The 17,057-nt window shown below is 73.1% G+C and carries 13 protein-coding genes; 8 read left to right on the top strand and 5 right to left on the bottom strand.

All coding sequences use genetic code 11. The features are described from left to right. Window positions 1–12 precede the first annotated feature (12 nt). From IE153_RS21350 to IE153_RS21330, 5 genes are all read right to left on the bottom strand, one after another. The gene (locus IE153_RS21350) at window positions 13–1,158 is read right to left on the bottom strand and encodes a glycosyl hydrolase (RefSeq protein ID WP_229829095.1); all 1,146 of its coding nucleotides are present in this window, start codon (window positions 1,156–1,158) and stop codon (window positions 13–15) included. Beyond that, entirely contained in the window at window positions 1,155–1,583 is a 429-nt protein-coding gene (locus IE153_RS21345) for a hypothetical protein (protein ID WP_189591466.1), read from the bottom strand. Before IE153_RS21345 ends, IE153_RS21350 begins: the two co-directional genes overlap by 4 nt. Further along, the gene (locus tag IE153_RS21340) at window positions 1,580–3,547 is read right to left on the bottom strand and encodes a glycosyltransferase (protein ID WP_229829094.1); all 1,968 of its coding nucleotides are present in this window, start codon (window positions 3,545–3,547) and stop codon (window positions 1,580–1,582) included. Before IE153_RS21340 ends, IE153_RS21345 begins: the two co-directional genes overlap by 4 nt. Before the next feature lie 120 nt (window positions 3,548–3,667). Beyond that, complete coding sequence (locus IE153_RS21335; RefSeq protein ID WP_229829093.1) at window positions 3,668–5,935, bottom strand: lipopolysaccharide biosynthesis protein; 2,268 nt, start codon at window positions 5,933–5,935, stop codon at window positions 3,668–3,670. Beyond that, window positions 5,928–7,187 carry a DegT/DnrJ/EryC1/StrS family aminotransferase gene (locus tag IE153_RS21330; RefSeq protein ID WP_189591465.1) on the bottom strand — a complete coding sequence of 420 codons (1,260 nt, stop codon included), beginning with the start codon at window positions 7,185–7,187 and terminating at the stop codon, window positions 5,928–5,930. The genes IE153_RS21335 and IE153_RS21330 overlap by 8 nt, the downstream gene beginning before the upstream one ends. A 310-nt stretch (window positions 7,188–7,497) precedes the next feature. Between IE153_RS21330 and fahA the strand changes: the two genes are divergently transcribed. The 8 genes from fahA (at window position 7,498) to IE153_RS21290 (ending at window position 17,030) form a co-directional block, all read left to right on the top strand. Continuing rightward, complete coding sequence (gene fahA / locus IE153_RS21325; protein WP_189591464.1) at window positions 7,498–8,709, top strand: fumarylacetoacetase; 1,212 nt, start codon at window positions 7,498–7,500, stop codon at window positions 8,707–8,709. A gap of 217 nt (window positions 8,710–8,926) precedes the next feature. Continuing rightward, window positions 8,927–9,865, top strand: coding sequence for a M56 family metallopeptidase (locus tag IE153_RS21320; RefSeq protein WP_097223142.1), 939 nt, complete (start codon window positions 8,927–8,929; stop codon window positions 9,863–9,865). Between the two features lie 140 nt (window positions 9,866–10,005). Further along, a complete protein-coding gene (locus tag IE153_RS21315) occupies window positions 10,006–10,794 on the top strand; it encodes a GntR family transcriptional regulator (protein ID WP_031109733.1) in 789 nt (262 codons plus the stop codon). 33 nt (window positions 10,795–10,827) lie between these two features. After that, complete coding sequence (locus IE153_RS21310) at window positions 10,828–11,055, top strand: 4Fe-4S dicluster domain-containing protein (RefSeq protein WP_003992261.1); 228 nt, start codon at window positions 10,828–10,830, stop codon at window positions 11,053–11,055. A gap of 45 nt (window positions 11,056–11,100) precedes the next feature. Then, window positions 11,101–12,462, top strand: coding sequence for an ABC transporter substrate-binding protein (locus tag IE153_RS21305; RefSeq protein ID WP_438817927.1), 1,362 nt, complete (start codon window positions 11,101–11,103; stop codon window positions 12,460–12,462). After that, window positions 12,459–13,367, top strand: coding sequence for an ABC transporter permease (locus IE153_RS21300; RefSeq protein ID WP_189591463.1), 909 nt, complete (start codon window positions 12,459–12,461; stop codon window positions 13,365–13,367). The genes IE153_RS21305 and IE153_RS21300 overlap by 4 nt, the downstream gene beginning before the upstream one ends. Then, window positions 13,351–14,196 carry an ABC transporter ATP-binding protein gene (locus IE153_RS21295; protein ID WP_229829091.1) on the top strand — a complete coding sequence of 282 codons (846 nt, stop codon included), beginning with the start codon at window positions 13,351–13,353 and terminating at the stop codon, window positions 14,194–14,196. Before IE153_RS21300 ends, IE153_RS21295 begins: the two co-directional genes overlap by 17 nt. A gap of 11 nt (window positions 14,197–14,207) precedes the next feature. After that, complete coding sequence (locus tag IE153_RS21290; RefSeq protein ID WP_229829090.1) at window positions 14,208–17,030, top strand: fumarate reductase/succinate dehydrogenase flavoprotein subunit; 2,823 nt, start codon at window positions 14,208–14,210, stop codon at window positions 17,028–17,030. Window positions 17,031–17,057 lie beyond the last annotated feature (27 nt).

Here is a 17,057-nt window from a genome sequence, read left to right as displayed (position 1 = left end):
CCCCGGTGGGGACTACCGCGGCGGCTGGTTGAGGTACGGGTCGGCGACCGCCTTGCGTAGGCTGTCCCAGGCCGCGTCGTTCGCCAGCGCCAGGTTGCAGTGCGGTCCGGGGTCGCGGTAGTTCCACTGAAGGGCGGCCTTGACACCGTCCAGGTCCTTCAGCACCCCGGGCACCCGCGCGTACCACTCGGCCTGCCGCTGCGGGCGGTTCGCGTCGGCGGCGGTGCCGAACTCGGAGAGCATCAGCGGCTTGTCGTCGGAGATGTTGTCCCGGATCCAGTCGTGCGTGGCGGCTTGCGTCTGCGCGAAGGTCAGCCAGCCGGCGTCGTGGCAGCGGTAGTAGTTGTACTGGTTGTAGCCGACCCAGTCGACGTAGTCGTCGCCCGGGTACATCTTCTTGATCTCGTCCGCGTGGTCGAGGTACCCGGTGGTGATCCACGTCCACACCACGTTGTCCACGCCCAGTTCGCGGAACCGGTCGTGGATGTGCCGGTAGGCCTTCACATAGTCGGCGGGTGTGCCGCTGGCCGGGGTGCGGGTGTCCATCTCCAGGTCGAAGGAGAGGAACACCTTCTTGCCGTAGTCCTTGATGCGCCGGGCCTGGACGTCGATGACCTTGTCGTCCAGCTCGCCGGAGGCGATCTGCTTCCAGGTCGGCTGCTGCTGCTTCGTGCCGCCCCACCACTTGCTCTCCCAGGAGAGCAGCAGCAGATGGTCCTCGCCGACGCGTTGTTCCTCGGGGGTGAGCAGCTGGCCCTCGCGGCGGGCGCCCGAGGCCAGGGACATGTCGTGGTACGTGTACACGATGTCGAGCTCGCGTCCCACGCGCTTCTCGTAGGCGCGCACCTTCTCCGGGAGGTCGTCGCGCTCGTGCGGCACGAACGCGCCGAACCAGGCGCCGCAGGGCGGCTCCAGGAGGGCCGTGGGGCGGCAGTCCGCCTTGGAGCCGGCGGCTCCCGAGCCCGGCCCCGATGCGTCCCGCAGGGCGAACGCGGCGACCAGGACGGCGCTGACGACCGTGGCGGACGTGATCAGCAGTCGGCGCCGGCCCGATGCCGACGGGCCGGCGGACTGCTCCTCGTGTGGATCTTTTCGGTGCTGTCCTCCGGTCGTGCTCGGCGTGCGGCGAAAGGGACGGTGGGGACGGTTGAACCTCACTGAGCGGAACCCTTCGGTGTCCTCGGCCGCGGGGAGGCGCGCAGGGGCGGGCAGAACGCGGCGAGTGTGGTCAGCAGCGTCAGCGTCAGCAGCACCCGCTGTGCGCTGAAGGCGTGTGTGGCGATCAGCACGGTCGCGACGAGCATCAAGGCTCCGATGCTCAGGAACAGCGTCAGCATCAGCCGTTCCAGCAGGTCGGAGTGGCGGGCGAAGTCCGGGTCCCGGCGCTCCACGGGCCCTTCGGCGGGCCGCGCCCCCAGGGCGGGGGCGCAGACTCTGACCACGGCCGCGCCCGGGCCCGCCGCCAGGAAGAGCACGACCGCCGCGCCCCGCAGCGGCGATCCGCCGGGCAGGGCGAGCGCGGCCAGCGCCAGCCAGCCGCCGAATGGGGGCAGCATCCGGACCACGAGTTCCTGCGGTGTCATCGCTCCGCTCCCTCTGACTGCTTCAGGACGTAGAGCCACCCGGCGCTGTTCTCCGCCACCAGCCGGAACCGCGGCGACGCGGCGACGGACCTCTGGATGCGGTTCAGCTGCGCCTTGTCGAGCTGCCCGTTCATCTCGGAGTTGGCCAGCTGCCCCTGGGTGAGCAGGAAGTAGGCCCGGCCCGGCCGCTCCACCCCGGCCATGTCCCGCGCGAGGGTGGCGGCGGGGCTCCTGACGATCCGGTCGACGTGACTGCGGGCGTCGTCGAGGAACCAGTAGTGGTCGACGCTCCAGTAGGAGGCGTACGCGTCCGGGTAGTTGCGGTTGGCGGCCACGACCAGCGAGCCGTCCGGCGCCTGGTCGAAGAGCTGCCGTACGAGGGCGACCTCCTGCGGCGGGAAGTAGTTGATCCGGTCCTTGCCCGAGTAGGCCGGGACGAACGCCAGGGTTCCGCCGAGCAGCGCGGCCAGCGGCACCCAGGTGCCGATCCCCCACCGGCGGGCCTTGGCGGGGCCGGTGGCCCGGCGGTTGCCGGCCTCCTGTGCGGCGGCGTCGGCGGCCAGCGTGCGGACCTTGGGCAGCAGCGCGGCGGCGGCGAAGAAGGCGGCGCCGGGCAGCATGAACAGCAGCACCCGGAAGATCATCTCGCTGCCGTAACTGCTCGCCGCGAACATCGGCAGCGGGGCCGCCGCGACCAGCAGCAGGGGCCACGCGCGGTGGCGCAGCACCCGCTGGCGCAGCACGCCGACGGCCGCGAGCAGCAGCACGGAACCGGACAGCAGCCGGGCCGCCCAGGAGGTGGCGATCGCTCCGGTGCCGGTCGGGGTGGCGCCGTAGCCCGTCTCGACGTTGGCCCCGACGTCGCCGATGGAGCGGATCATGTCCGGCATCGCCGCGGACAGGAAGGGCAGCGCGGCCGTGAGGCACCAGGCCAGGAAGATCACGACGGTCGTGACCACCGGGACCCAGTCGCGGTAGCGGCGGCTCAGGCACAGGGCGAGCAGGCAGACGACCAGCATGCCCGGGGTGAGCTGGTGGGAGATGACGATCGCCGTGATCATGACGGTGATCACCACCGTCCACACGGCCTGCCGCGGACGGCCCCGCCGCACCGCGGACCGGCCGAAGCGCCGCAGGACGACGGCGAGGACGCCCACGTGCAGCGCGTACGCCACCGACTGGGGGGAGAAGTAGTCCTGCCCGACCCAGTTGGCGACGTAGAAGAGCCAGACCGCGGTCCAGATCAGCCGCCGGTCCTCGGTGAAGGTGCGGTAGATCAGCAGCAGCGGGAGCAGCAGCATCAGACTGGAGGCCAGGGGCCACCAGGCCATGAACATCGCCGCGGAGTCCACGCCGAGCAGCCGCTGCAGGGCGGCCTGGGCGGCGAAGAAGCCCGGCCACTGGTCGTACACGGCCATGTCGCCGACCTGATCGGCCGTCTGCAGACCGCCGGCCGTGAGCAGATGGTCGATGACCGCCTCGTGCTTCCACGCCCAGGCGTACAGCGGGGTCGGGTAGAGCACCGCCTGCGTGGCCCGCTCCATCACCAGCAGACCGAGCACGTACACCGCCGACCAGGCGGCCGGCCGGCGCGCGTCGCGGACCGTGAACCAGAAGCCGGTGGTGAGCACCGCGAGTCCCGCCCAGAAGGCCGGGTGCAGCGCGCTGACCAGCCCGTAGTCGTCGAGCCGCGAGACGTCGGTGTGCCGCATGGCGTACACCCACAGGGCGAGCGCCACGAGCAGCGGAACACCGGGCCAGGCCTGGGCGCCCCGCCCGGACCAGGCGGGGGGCAGGTCGGACAGATCCGTCACGGGCTCGTGGGCGGGGCTGGAGGACTCCGAGGAGGAGGGGCTGGAGGACTGGCTGGCCGTCTCGGGGCCGCTGCCGGAGGTGTTCGCGCCGTCCCGTGCGGGTGTGGGTTCCGGCGTGGATCTCTCCCTCGGTGTGGTTGGCGGACGCACGGTGGTTCCCCCCTGGCGGTTGCTCTCTTCGGCTCTGCTTCGGCTCTGTTTCGGCTTTGCTCGGGCTCTGCTCGGGCTTGTTCGGCCCTGAGACCGGATCCGTCTCGGCTTCGGGTGTGATCAGTCGCGGGGCGGGCCGGTCGGTGGCCCGTCGGCCGGTCGGTTGGCTATGGGGCCTGGTGAGGCCGTGGTGCGGGAGCGCGCCCACGCCGAGGCGGCGTGATGGAGCAGCAGGAGCAGCGCGAGGGCGACGAGCAGGGGCGGCGCGAGGGGTGCGAGCGCGTCGCGCCACACCCAGCCGCCGACCGCGACGAGATACAGAACCCCCCAGCGCCCCGGCCACGTCGGCCGTCCGCCCGCCCTCGCGAGCAGCAGCCCCAGCGGTAGGAGACACAGCAGCTGGCAGGCCGGCGGCGCCCAGCGCAGCAGCGGCTCGGGCCCGTCGAGCCCGAGCGCGTCCGCCAGGAAGCCGGCCGTCTTCTCATAGAACGCCCCGTCCACCGGCCGCGGTTCCCGTCCGAGGGCGACCGGTGCGGTGTACAGGGCGAGCAGGGCGGCGGCCAGTGCGGTGCCGGGCAGCCACGGGTCGCGCCGGGTGCTCAGCGTGACGGCGGCGACGAACACCACGAGCAGCAGGCCGCCCGCGGTGAGCGACGGCAGGGGCAGGCCCTCCAGCAACTGACGTCCGGTCAGGGCGGCCCGCGAGGCGCCGTCGAGCCACGGCAGGTCCCGCAGCGGAGCGAGGAAGAAGAGGCAGGCCACTGCGAGCAGGCTCCACAGGGCACCTCTCAGCCGCCGCTCCTGCGGCTCCTGCTCCGGTTCTCCGGGCTCGTGGGGCGGGGGTTCCCTGGTCGGTCCCTCCGGTCGCACGATCAGCGCCAGCGTGTCCGCCTGGAGCGCCTCGCGTTCGTAGCCGGGGCGTCCGATGAACAGCGTGACCGTGTCCTGGTCGCCGTCCCTGGGCTGGTAGGCGGCCCGGCGGGCCCAGGTCGTGCCGTACCCGGCGGTGGCGTTGAGTTTCGCCCAGTGGGTGCCGTAGGCGGGGCCGGCGGGCGTACGGGCGGGGGGTGCGCTGTCGTCGTGGCGCAGGGCCGCGCGCAGACCGGCCGTGGAGACGACGGCGATCAGCGTCATGCTCAGCAGCACCGCCCAGCCCGCGCCGGCGATCCCGGCCGGGGTGAACAGCACGGCGGCGCAGCCCAGCACCAGGGCACACATGGCGCCTTGGAGGGCGGCCAGCACGCCCGTGCGCCCCTGGACGCGCAGCACGCCGATGTACAGCTCCACCACCACCCGTGGCAGGGCGCCGAGGGCGAGCAACCGCAGCACGGTCGAGCCGTGCTCGGCGTAGTCCGGGCTGAAGGGCGTGAGGATGTAGGGGGCGAAGACGACCAGCACGGCCACGACCGGGACCAGCAGCAGTGTCATGCGCCGCAGGGCGCCGCGGACGCCGTCGGCGAGCTGGCGCGGGTCGTGCGAGGCGTGCGCGGTGAGCGACGAGGCCATGTTGATGGCCATGAACTCCATCGTGCCGCCGACGGTGTAGGCCACGTAGAAGTAGCCGTTCTCGGCGGCGCTGAAGCGGACGGCGACCATCACCGGCAGCAGGTTGATCATCGCCAGGCTGAACAGCGCGCCCAGCGAGTCCCCGGCCAGGAAGCGGCCCATGTCCTTGATCTTCGGGGGTTCCTTGTCGCGGTCGGCCTCCGCCTGCCGCGGGATGAGCCGGCGGAAGATCAGCCAGCCCAGCGGCAGCGTGGAGAAGGCGATCGCCACCGCCCAGGAGACGAAGATGCCGAGGACGGGCAGCGTGCCGGCGAAGACGGCCAGGAGGGCCAGCTTCCCGACGGAGAACACCGCGTTCCCGGCGGGCACCCACTCCGCCTTGCGCAGTCCGGTGAGCACCCCGTCCTGGAGGGTGAGCAACGCCCAGGCCACACAGGCCGCGACGAACACCGCGCCCGCCATGGGCGTGCCCAGAGGGGCGTAGGACGCTCCCCAGGCGTCGAGCGTGAGCAGGAAGACGGCGGCGGCGAGCGCGACGACCAGCGAACTGGCCACGTACGTGCCCCACACCAGACGCCCGGTCTCCCGCCCCGCGCGCGGGACGAAGCGGACGACGGCGCCGATCATCGTCGTCGCGGTGATGCTGGCGAGCAGCCGCATCGCGGCGATCGCGGCCGAGCCCTGGCCGACGGCCTCCTCCGTGTAGTAGCGGGCGGCCACCAGCCAGAATCCCAGGCCCAGTACGGCGGAGACGCCGGTGCTGAGCATGAGGAAGTAGGCGTTCTTGAACAGTGAGTCGTGGGTGTGGTCGCTGCTGGCAGGCTTCGGTCCGCCGCCGTCGGTGCGCGCGGCGGCGGGCTCGTGCACCTGGATCTCAGCCACGGGACTGTCCCAGCCCTCCCGGTGTCTGCCTGCTCCCGGGCAGTTCTCCCGGCGCCCGGACCGGCTGTGCCCCGGAGCGCTCCAGCACCTCGACGACCGTCCGCGCCCGCAGCGGGTCCACGGGCAGCGCGTGCCGCGCGAACCAGCGGGCCGCCCCGGGGGCCGGTGAGGGGTCGGTGAACTCCGCACCGGCGTAGTCGTCCAGGGGCGGGTCGTAGAGGTAGCCGACGACGATGCCCTGCCGGGCCAGGGCCGCGATCGCCGCGTCCCGGTCGGCCACGAACAGCGGGACGCGGAACAGCGGCTGCGTCCCGTGGCCCTCGCGCGGCTTGGCCCAGGGCGTGGACAGCAGCAGCTCCGTGCCCGCCCGGCAGGCGTCCAGCACCTCGTCCAGCCGGTCGAGCTTGTGGCCGATGCGCCGCAGCCGCAGCCGGCCGGGCTCCAGGCGGTAGTCGTGCATGTCGACGCGCACCCACGGGTGGTGGGCGTCGAGCCCGGGCGTCTGGCGGGCGGCGAGGGCGAGTTCCTCCGGGCGCAGCGGCATCCGGATCTCCTCGCGGTCCGCCAGACCCAGCAGCCGGATCGCGGCCCAGGCGGCGCGCCGCAGCCGCAGGCCACGCACCGTCGCCTCCGCGTACGGCCGGACCAGGTAGGCGAGTTCGGCGCTCGTCCGGCGCGGCGCGAGCAGTCCCGCGCAGGTCTTCTCCACCGCCTCCCGTAACCCGGGGTCGGCGAGCGAGAGCATGCCTCCGGCCTTCGCCCCGACGTGCTTGGACAGGCTGAACACCGAGGCCTCGCCCCACGCCCCGACCGGCCGGTCCCCCACCCGGCTGCCGATCGCGTGCGCCCCGTCCTCGAACAGCGGGATCCCCAGCGCGTCGCACTTCTGCCTCAGGCGCGGCGCCGGGTCCGGGTTGCCGTACAGGTTCGTCGTGAGCACGGCCGACACCGAGCCCCACACCCCGTCCGGCACGGCATCGATGTCGATGGACGCGTCGAGCGGGTTCAACGGCGCCTGCACCGGGCGCAGTCCGGCCGCGAGCACGACGAAGAAGATCACGTCGTCGTTGACCGGCGACATCAGCACGCGTCCGCCGGGCGGGCACCAGTGGCGCAGCGCCACGTACAGCCCGAAACGGCACGACGGTACGTACACACATTCCCGGCCGAGCCGGACGCGCATGGTCTCTTCCAGCCGCTTCGGCTGTGCACCACGCCGCACCGAACCCGGACCGGCCTCCCCTATGGCCATCCGCCCCCCAGATGTGCCGTGGGAAAGCCCCCTCCCCGAGGCCTTCCGGCACCCGCCCAGAGTCGCCCCGTTCGCACCGCTCCGTCAAGATTGCGTCGCGTCCTGTGGATAACTTCCGGCACGTACGAATGCGGCGTCCCGTCCGGCCCGCCGGAGTCGCCCCGTCCGGTCCCACCCGGGCCCACCTGCCCCGTTCGTCCCTCTCCACCTCCTCGGACTCTGCCCAGGACCGGCGTGTCACCCGTAACGTGTGGCACGACCACGAATACGTGGTGACGACATGGCACACCCGAAAGCGAGGCAGCACCCGATGCCCCCCTTCGATGTCCCCGAGGGTGACCCCTTCGGCCCGCACAATCTGCCGTACGGCGTGTTCTCCCTGCCCGGCTCGTCCCACCGGACCGTGGGCGTCCGGCTCGGCGACCATGTGCTGGACGCGGGCGCCGCGGCCCACGCGCTCGGCTCGCCGTACGCCTCCCTGCTCGCCCGACCGACCCTCAACCCGCTGCTGGCCGCGGGGCGCACCACCTGGTCGGACGTGCGCCGGGCGCTGACCGCCTGGGTGACCGTGCCGTCCCACCGCGAGACCGTCGCACCGCTGTTCCACCCCCTGTCGTCGGTGGATCTGCACCTGCCGTTCGAGGTGGCGGACTACGTCGACTTCTACGCCTCCGAGAACCACGCCCGGAACGTCGGGCAGATCTTCCGCCCCGACGCGGAGGACTCCCTCACCCCCAACTGGAAGCACCTGCCCATCGGCTACCACGGCCGCTCCGGCACGGTCGTCGTCTCCGGCACGGAGGTCGCACGGCCGTCCGGCCAGCGCAAGGCCCCCACGGACGCCGCTCCCGTATTCGGCCCGTCCGTCCGCCTGGACATCGAGGCCGAGGTCGGTTTCGTCGTCGGTGTGCCGTCCCGGATGGGCGCGCCGGTGGCCCTCGGCGACTTCCGCGAGCACGTGTTCGGGCTGTGCCTCCTCAACGACTGGTCCGCCCGCGACGTCCAGGCCTGGGAGTACGTGCCCCTCGGCCCGTTCCTCGGCAAGTCCTTCGCCACGTCGGTGTCGGCGTGGATCACCCCGCTGGACGCCCTGGAGGAGGCCCTCGTGGCGCCCCCGGCCCGGACGCACGAGCTGCTGCCCTACCTGGACGACAGCGACGAGGAACCCGGCGGCTACGACCTGCGGATCAGCGTCGCGATCAACGGTCACGTCGTCTCCGAGCCGCCCTTCTCCACCATGTACTGGACGGCCGCCCAGCAGCTGGCCCACATGACCGTCAACGGCGCCTCCCTGCGCACCGGCGACCTCTACGGCTCCGGCACGGTCAGCGGCCCGTCGGAACGGGAGCGCGGCTCCCTGCTGGAGCTGACCTGGAACGGCCGCGAGCCCCTCGAACTCCCCGACGGCAAGCGCACGTTCCTGGAGGACGGCGACGAGGTGACCCTTACGGCCTGGGCCCCGGGGCCGCACGGCGTGCGGGTGGGGCTGGGCGAGGTGACCGGGCGAGTGGTCCAGGGCTGACGCCGGACGGCCGGGGGCCGGCCGACGGTCGCCCCTGCGGTCCCTTCCGTTGTCGTTCGACCCCTGACGCACACCGCCCGGCCCGTCATACTGGGCGCGGGGCGGTGTGCCCGCACGTACGTCACGCTCGTCGTGACCATCGGTGCGCGCGGCGGCCGCCCTCCCCCGCACCACCCGTGTCCGCCCCTCTTCCGACGAGGAACCGGAGCCCGTGGCCATGACCGTCTGCCTGCTCCTGCTGAGCGTCGTCGCCGTGACGGCCGCCGTCCCCGTTCCCCGGGCGCTGACCCGGGCCGCGTGGCCCGAGCGGGAACCGGTCGTCGCGCTGTGGGTCTGGCAGTGCCTGGTCGCCACGGTCCTGCTGGCCTGCGTGACGGCGCTCTCCCTGGGCGCCGCAGCCGTGTTCGGCACGGTCCGCGCCCAGCTGTTCGCCCCGGCGCCGCCCGCGGTCACCGCGGCGTACGACCTGTCCACCGCCCCGCCGTGGGCCGCCGCCCTCACCCTGCTGCTGGCCTGCGGCGCCGCCTGGACGACCGCCATGCTCGCGCGGGAGCTCGTCGAGGCGCGCAGGCGGCGTGCCCAGGCGCGCGCCCATCTGCGCGAGCGCGCCCCCGACCTGCCGGCCGGCCTGCCGGCGGCCCGGGGTCCGCTGCTGGTCCTTGAGGACGAGTACCCGGACGCCTGGTGGATGCCGGGGAGCCCGCCCCAGCTGATCGTCACCACGGGCGCCCTGCACCGCCTCACCGGCCACCAGCTCGACGCCGTCCTCACCCACGAGCGCGGCCACGCCCGGGCCCGCCACGACTGGCTGCTGCACCTCTCCACCGCCCTGGCCACCGGCTTCCCCCGCATCCCGCTGTTCGCGCACTTCTGCGACCAGACGCACCGCCTGGTCGAACTGGCCGCCGACGACACGGCCTCCCGCCGCTGCGGCCACCTGACGACCGCCCTGGCCCTGATCGAGCTCAACCAGCACCGCGGCGTCCTGTCCTGCGCCTCCAGCAACCGCCTGCTGGGCGAACGGGTCGACCGGCTCCTGGAACCGCCGCCCCGGCTGGACCGCCTGCACCGCGCCCTCACCACCACGACGGCCGCACTCGTCCCGCTGCTGCCCCTGCTGATCGCGTTCGCCCCGGGGCTGACGGCGCTGTCGTAGCCGGGCGGGCCCGTGCCGTGGTGGCGGATCTCCCCGCGGGCCGGCCGAAACCGCAGCTCAACAGTCGAACAGGTCACACTCCCGGTGGCGCAACATTCCCGCAACACCACTTTTCCTATCGGATAGGTATGGTCCGAGCCATGCCCAGTGACCGCATCCGAGACCACGCCGGACAGGGAGCCGCGACCACCGTCGCCGCCCACCGCGCGCGGCGACGGCTGCGCGCCGACCGGGCCCGGCAACTGGCCGACCTGCTCCGCCAGCAGGCGCTCACCGGCGCCTTCCCCGGCGGCACCCTCCCGCACGAGTCGACCCTCGCCACCGAGTACGGCACCAGCCGCAACACGGTCCGCGAGGCCCTCGACCTGCTGCGGGCCGAGGGTCTCGTGGAGCGTCAGCCCGGCGTCGGAACCGTGGTCGTGGCCCACAAGTACCCCCACGGCCTCGACCGCCTGATGGGCCTCGCGGAAACCCTCCGCGAACACGGGCGGGTCACCAACGAGGTCCGCACCATGGGCCCCGCCCCGGCACCCGCCCCGGTCGCCGACCGCCTCGGGCTCGCGCCCGGCACCGACGTCCTCTACATCGAACGCCTGCGCAGGCTCGGCGGTCTGCCCCTGTCCCTCGACCTCACCTACATCCCCCTCGACATCGGCACCGAACTGCTCGGCGCCGACCTGGAGAACACCGACGTCTTCCGCCTCCTGGAAGCCGTCACCGGCCAGCACCTCGGCCACGCCGAGATCACCCTGGAAGCGGTCAGCGCGGACACCCACTCGGCCGCCGTGCTCGAGGCCCCGCGCGGCGCCGCCGTCCTCATGCTGGAACGCCTCACCCACCTCGCGGACGGCCGTCCGGTCGACCTGGAGTTCATCCGCTTCCGCGGCGACCGCATCACCATGAGCGGCCTGCTGCACCGGACCCGGTAACCACCCCGCTCGCGCACATCCCTGGAGACAGCCATGCCCTTGGCGCCCCAGCGGGCCGACGTGCCCGTGACCATCGACGAGTCGAAGTGCATCGACGGCTGCACGCTCTGCGTGGACATGTGCCCGCTGGACTCCCTCGCCATCGACGAGCGCAACGGCAAGGCCTACATGCACGTCGACGAGTGCTGGTACTGCGGCCCGTGCGCGGCCCGCTGCCCCACCGGAGCCGTCACGGTCAACATGCCCTATCTGCTCCGGTGAGAGGCCGAAACCGTCATGTCCCGAACCACGACGTCCCGAACCGTCATGCCCCGAACCACCCTGAAACGCAGTGCGGTCGCGGTGTCCGCCGGCGTTCTCCTGCTCCCGCTCAGCGCCTGCGGCGGTGACGCCGAGGCGGGCAGCGGCTCCACGGTCACCGTCACCGTCGGCTACCAGTCCAGGACGATCAACACCGTCACGGCGGGCACCCTGCTCCGCTCGCTCGGCGCCTTCGAGAAGCAGCTGAACTCGCTGCACGACGGCGTCCGCTACAAGGTGGACTGGCAGGACTACGCCACCGGCGCCCCCATCACCGCCCAGATGACCGCCAGGAAGATCGACATCGGCTCGATGGGTGACTTCCCGCTGCTCATCAACGCGGCCCGCGGCAAGCAGCTGAACAGCCCCACCCGCCTGGTCTCGGTCACCGGCTACAACCTCCGCGGCGGCCTCAACACCATCGTCACCGCGCCCGGCTCCAAGCTGACCTCCCTGAAGGACCTGAAGGGCAAGAAGGTCTCCACGAGCGTCGGCTCGGCCGCCGACGGCACTCTCGTGCGGGCTCTCCAGCGCGCCGGCATCGACCCGAACGGCGGCATCGAGAAGCTCAACCAGCAGCCCTCCGTCGGTGCCTCCGCCCTCACGGCGGGCAGCACGGACGCGCTCTCCCAGTTTGTCGCCTGGCCCGGCCTGCTCGCCTTCCAGGGCAAGGCGAAGGCGATCTACGACGGCGCCCGGCTGAACCTGCCCACCTTCCACGGCGTCACCGCCCGCGAGGACTTCGCGAAGGAGCGCCCGGCCGTGCTGGAGGCGTTCCTGAAGGCCCAGGCGGAGGCGACCGACTACCTGAACGACCACCCGGTGGACGCCGCCGAGAAGGTCGCGAAGGCGACGGGCCTGCCCGCCGAGGTCGTCTACCTCTACAACGGCGATCACGGCATCGCCACCTTCGACCCGGCCATCAAGCCCCGGCTCGTCTCCGCGCTGAAGCAGGACGTGGCGATCCTCAAGTCGGCGAAGCTCACCGGCGACGTGGACGTCGACTCCTTCGTCGACGACCAGTACGTGAAGAAGGCCCTCGGACCGGCGGCGTACACCGAGCACCTCGCCACGAAGCCCGCGCCCGCCGCGAGCGAGGCCTGGCCCAAGGGCGCCTCGAAGACCGTCACGTTCGACTCCCCCTCCAAGCTGTTGCGCTACGTCGCCGGGCATCGCGACGCCCTGCGCGCCGCCTACGTCCCCGACACCACCACCGGCACCCTCTGGTTCGCCGACAAGGCCGTGTGGGTGGCCGACGGCGACAAGCTGCTGCCCTTCGTCGCCCCCGACACCGCGCAGGCGTACATCGCCGGGCACGGCGGAGCGCGGGTCGTCCCGTACGCCGACGCCCTGGAGCGGGCGTCGTGAAGCGGTACGCGCTCCGCGTGGTGTCGCTGGCCGCCGCGCTGGGGCTGTGGCAGGCGCTGACCAGCCTGGACATCGACCTGTGGCTGCGCTTCTCGCAGTTCCCGACGGTCACCGACGTGGCCCGGACCTTCGCCGCCCGGGTGTCCGGGCCGGACTACTGGACGGACCTCACCGACAGCCTCACCCGGATCCTCACCGGCTTCCTGCTGGCCGCCGTCCTCGGTGTGGCCACGGGCGTGCTCGTGGCGCGCTCGCGTCTCGCCGAGGACCTGCTCGGTCCGGTGCTGGAGGTGATCCGGCCGATCCCGGCCATCGCCCTGGTCCCCGTCGCGATCCTGCTGTTCCCCTCCAACGAGCAGGGCATCGTCTTCATCACCTGCACCGCCGCCTTCTTCCCGGTCCTGGTCTCCACCCGGCACGCGGTGCGCGCCCTGACCCCCGTGTGGGAGGAGGCCGTGCGCACCATGGGCGGCGGCCGGTGGCGGATCCTCGGCTCGGTCGTGCTGCCGGGCGCGCTGCCCGGTGTGTTCGGCGGTCTGTCCGTCGGCATCGGCGTCTCGTGGATCTGTGTGATCTCCGCCGAGATGATCTCCGGCCAGTACGGCGTGGGGTACCGCACCTGGCAGGACTACACCGTCGTCGACTACCCCGGCGTGTTCGTCGGCATGGTCACCATCGGCGTCCTCGGCTGGCTCACCTCCACGGCCGTGGAACTCCTGGGCCGCCGCCTCACCCGCTGGCTGCCCCGCAGCGCGTACGTGCCCGGGGCCCGGCCGCCCCGGCCCGACCGGTCCGTGACGCCGGCAGCGGCCGCCCCCGCCCCCACCAACGGCACCGGCACCGGCACCGGCACCGGCACCGGCGTGACCCGATCCGAGGAGGCACGCGATGAGCACCTCGTCTGAGACCGTCCCGAACACGTCGTCCGACACCGCCCCGAGCAGGTCGACCGACACCGGCCGCAGCACGTCGTCCGGGGCCGCCGCCCCCACCACCCCGGTGCGCGGCACCCGGCTCACCCTCACCGGCGCTTCCCTCGGCCGCCCCGGAGCGCCCGCCCTGGACAAGGTCGACCTGGACGTCGCCCCCGGCGAGATCCTCACCGTCGTCGGCCCGTCCGGCTGCGGCAAGTCGACCCTGCTGCGCACCTTGGCCGGCCTGCTGGCGCCGCTCGCGGGCGAGATCGCCCAGGACGGGCAGCCGCTGACCGGCCCCTCGGCCGACCGCGCCCTGGTCTTCCAGGAGGACGCCCTGCTCCCCTGGCGCGCCCTGCGCGCCAACGTCGAACTGCCCCTCGCCATCCGCGGCGTGCCCCGCGCCCGGCGCCGCGAACAGGCCCAGGCCTGGCTGGAGCGGGTCGGACTCGGCTCGCAGGCACGGCAGTTGCCGCACCGGGTCTCCGGCGGGCAGCGCCAGCGCGTCCAGCTGGCCCGCGCCCTGGCCGGGCGCCCGCGCGCCGTCCTGATGGACGAGCCGTTCGGCGCGCTCGACGCGCAGACCCGGGCGGGCATGCAGGACCTGCTGGTGGAGGTGCTCCAGGGCACGGGCGCCACCGTCGTCTTCGTCACCCACGACGTGGACGAGGCCCTGTTCCTCGGCGACCGCGTGGCCCTGCTCGGCGCGGGCGGCCTCGTCGCCGTCCGGGACATCCCCCGGCCGCGGGACCGCGGCGCGCACGACGACCCGGCGCGCGTGGCCCTGCGGCGCGACGTCCTCACCTCGCTCGGTACGTGAAAGGCACCCCGGTGACCACCTCCGTGAACCCCCCTGCGGACACCCCCCTGGCCGTCCCGTCCCTCGCCGACGCCGAGGAACTGACCTGCGACGTCCTCGTCATCGGCGGCGGCACCGCCGGCACCATGGCCGCCCTGACCGCCGCCGAGCACGGAGCGAACGTGCTGCTGCTGGAGAAGGCGCACGTCCGCCACTCCGGCGCGCTCGCCATGGGCATGGACGGCGTCAACAACGCGGTCATCCCCGGCCGCGCCGAACCCGACGACTACGTCGCCGAGATCACCCGCGCCAACGACGGCATCGTCGACCAGTCCACCGTCCGCCAGACCGCCACCCGCGGCTTCGGCATGGTGCAGCGGCTGGAGTCCTACGGCGTGAAGTTCGAGAAGGACGAGCACGGCGACTACTCCGTCCGCCAGGTCCACCGCTCCGGCTCCTACGTACTGCCGATGCCGGAGGGCAAGGACGTCAAGAAGGTCCTCTACCGGCAGCTGCGGCGACGCGAGATGCGGGAGAAGATCCGCATCGAGAACCGCGTGATGCCGGTGCGGGTCCTCACGGCGGACGGGCGGGCCGTCGGAGCGGCGGGCTTCAACACCCGCACGGGACAGTTCGTCCAGGTCCGCGCGGGCGCGGTGATCCTCGCGACCGGCGCCTGCGGCCGCCTCGGGCTGCCCGCCTCCGGCTACCTCTACGGCACCTACGAGAACCCCACCAACGCGGGCGACGGCTACGCCATGGCCTACCACGCGGGCGCCGAACTCACCGGCATCGAGTGCTTCCAGATCAACCCGCTGATCAAGGACTACAACGGCCCGGCCTGCGCCTACGTCGCCAACCCCTTCGGCGGCTACCAGGTCAACCGGCACGGCGAACGCTTCGTCGACTCCGACTACTGGTCGGGCCAGATGATGGCCGAGTTCGCCGCCGAGGTGGCGTCCGACCGGGGGCCCGTCTACCTGAAGCTGAGCCATCTCCCCGAGGAGTCGGTCTCGGCCCTGGAGACGATCCTGCACTCCACCGAGCGCCCCACGCGCGGCACCTTCCACTCCGGCCGCGGCCACGACTACCGCACCCACGACATCGAGATGCACATCTCGGAGATCGGCCTGTGCGGCGGCCACTCCGCCTCCGGCGTCCGCGTGGACGAGCACGCCCGCACGACCGTCCCCCGGCTCTACGCCGCCGGCGACCTGGCCTGCGTGCCGCACAACTACATGATCGGCGCGTTCGTCTTCGGAGACCTGGCGGGCGCGGACGCGTCCCAGTACCAGGCCTACGCGGGCGAGTTGCCGTCCGATCAGCTGCGCGAGGCGCACGAACTGATCTACCGCCCGCTGCGCAATCCCGACGGCCCGCCGCAGCCCCAGGTCGAGTACAAGCTGCGCCGCTTCGTGAACGACTACGTCGCCCCGCCCAAGTCCGGTGCCCGGCTGTCGCTGGCCCTGGAGGCATTCGAGCGGATGCACACCGACATCGCCGGGATGGGCGCCCGCACCGCGCACGAGCTGATGCGCTGCGCCGAGGTCACCTTCATCCGCGACTGCGCGGAGATGGCCGCCCGGTCCTCCCTGGCCCGGACGGAGTCCCGCTGGGGCCTCTACCACGACCGTCTCGACCATCCGCAGCGCGACGACACGTCCTGGTTCCACCACCTCGATCTGCACAAGTCCCCCTCTGGTGCGATGGAGTTCACGGCCCGGCCCGTGGCTCCCTATCTCGTTCCGGTCGACGGCTTCGACCCCGTCGGCGGCCCCTCCCGGGCCATCGGCGAGGTCCACGCCGAGGAGGTGGCCACGGCGGGCTCGCGTGACCTGGCGCCGGTCGCGTCCGCGGCCGGGGCTGCCGTCGAGGCGACGGAGCCGGTCTCGGCACCCCAGTCCTCGGCCTCCGCCCCCTCCGATGAGCAGTCCGCCGCCCGTCTCCTCGAACTCGTCGCCCTCGCCGAGGAGGAGCCCGAACTGGCCGCCCTTCGGCCCTACCTGGCCGACCCTGTCGACGCCGTCCGCCGTGAGGCCGTCGCCGTGCTCACCGAGACGCTCCCACCGGGGACGGGCACGGCCCTCGCCGCCGCCCTGCGCGACAGCGCCGCCGAGGTGCGTGCCGCCGCGGCCGCGTCACTGCGGGAGCTGGTCGAGACGCTCCCGGCCGAGCCGGACCTGCGCGACGGTCTCGCCGCCGCCCTGGCCGAGCCGGACCCGGTGGTCCGCGCCGCGGCCCTGGACGTCCTGCGCGCCCTGCGCCTCGGAGACGCCGCCCTGTTCGCGGGCTCTCTCGCGGACTCCGACATCGCCGTGCGCATCGAGGCCGTACGCGCCCTGGTGTCCGTCGACGCCGCCGGCGAACTGGCCCGCGTGGCGCTCGCCGACCCCTCCCGCGAGGTCCGGGTCGCGATCGCCAAGGGCCTGGCCACGGTGGGTGCCGAGCGGCTCGCGGATGACGCCCCTGCCGCCGCCGATCCCGCCGCGGGCGCCATCGAAGCGGCCCTCACCGGCCTCCTCGACGACCCCGATGCCCTGGTGCGGGCCGCGGCCTACGGAGCACTCGGCACCACCGGCTGCCCGGCGCCCCTCACCGCACGCGCCGTGGCCGCCCTGTCCGAGACGGCCTGGCAGGTCCGGTCCGGAGCCGCCACCGCCCTGTCGGTCGCCGACCCCGACGTGGCCGTCCCGGCGCTCGCCAAGGCCCTGGCGGACGCCAACGCCGATGTCCGCAAGGCCGCCGTCCTGGCACTGACCCGGCATCGCGGCACCGAGGAGGCCCGGGCGGCGCTCGCCACGGCGACGACGGACTCCGACGCGGATGTCAGGGCGTACGCGGGACGGGCGCTGTGACCGGCCCGGCTTCCGGATCCGTCTGAC

Origin of the sequence: Streptomyces massasporeus (genome assembly GCF_014648995.1) — a bacterium.
GTDB classification, from domain to species: Bacteria; Actinomycetota; Actinomycetes; order Streptomycetales; family Streptomycetaceae; genus Streptomyces; species Streptomyces massasporeus.
Note: the sequence above shows the minus strand (reverse complement) of the source record. Positions and strands in the feature narration are given on the sequence as shown.

What these genes read in the sequence shown, in the direction of transcription:
- IE153_RS21345 (WP_189591466.1), bottom strand. Translation starts at nt 1,583, where the DNA reads ATGACACCGCAGGAACTCGTGGTCCGGATGCTGCCCCCATTCGGCGGC.
- IE153_RS21315 (WP_031109733.1), top strand. Translation starts at nt 10,006, where the DNA reads ATGCCCAGTGACCGCATCCGAGACCACGCCGGACAGGGAGCCGCGACC.
- fahA (WP_189591464.1), top strand. Translation starts at nt 7,498, where the DNA reads ATGCCCCCCTTCGATGTCCCCGAGGGTGACCCCTTCGGCCCGCACAAT.
- IE153_RS21320 (WP_097223142.1), top strand. Translation starts at nt 8,927, where the DNA reads ATGACCGTCTGCCTGCTCCTGCTGAGCGTCGTCGCCGTGACGGCCGCC.
- IE153_RS21295 (WP_229829091.1), top strand. Translation starts at nt 13,351, where the DNA reads ATGAGCACCTCGTCTGAGACCGTCCCGAACACGTCGTCCGACACCGCC.
- IE153_RS21310 (WP_003992261.1), top strand. Translation starts at nt 10,828, where the DNA reads ATGCCCTTGGCGCCCCAGCGGGCCGACGTGCCCGTGACCATCGACGAG.
- IE153_RS21330 (WP_189591465.1), bottom strand. Translation starts at nt 7,187, where the DNA reads ATGGCCATAGGGGAGGCCGGTCCGGGTTCGGTGCGGCGTGGTGCACAG.
- IE153_RS21305 (WP_438817927.1), top strand. Translation starts at nt 11,101, where the DNA reads ATGCCCCGAACCACCCTGAAACGCAGTGCGGTCGCGGTGTCCGCCGGC.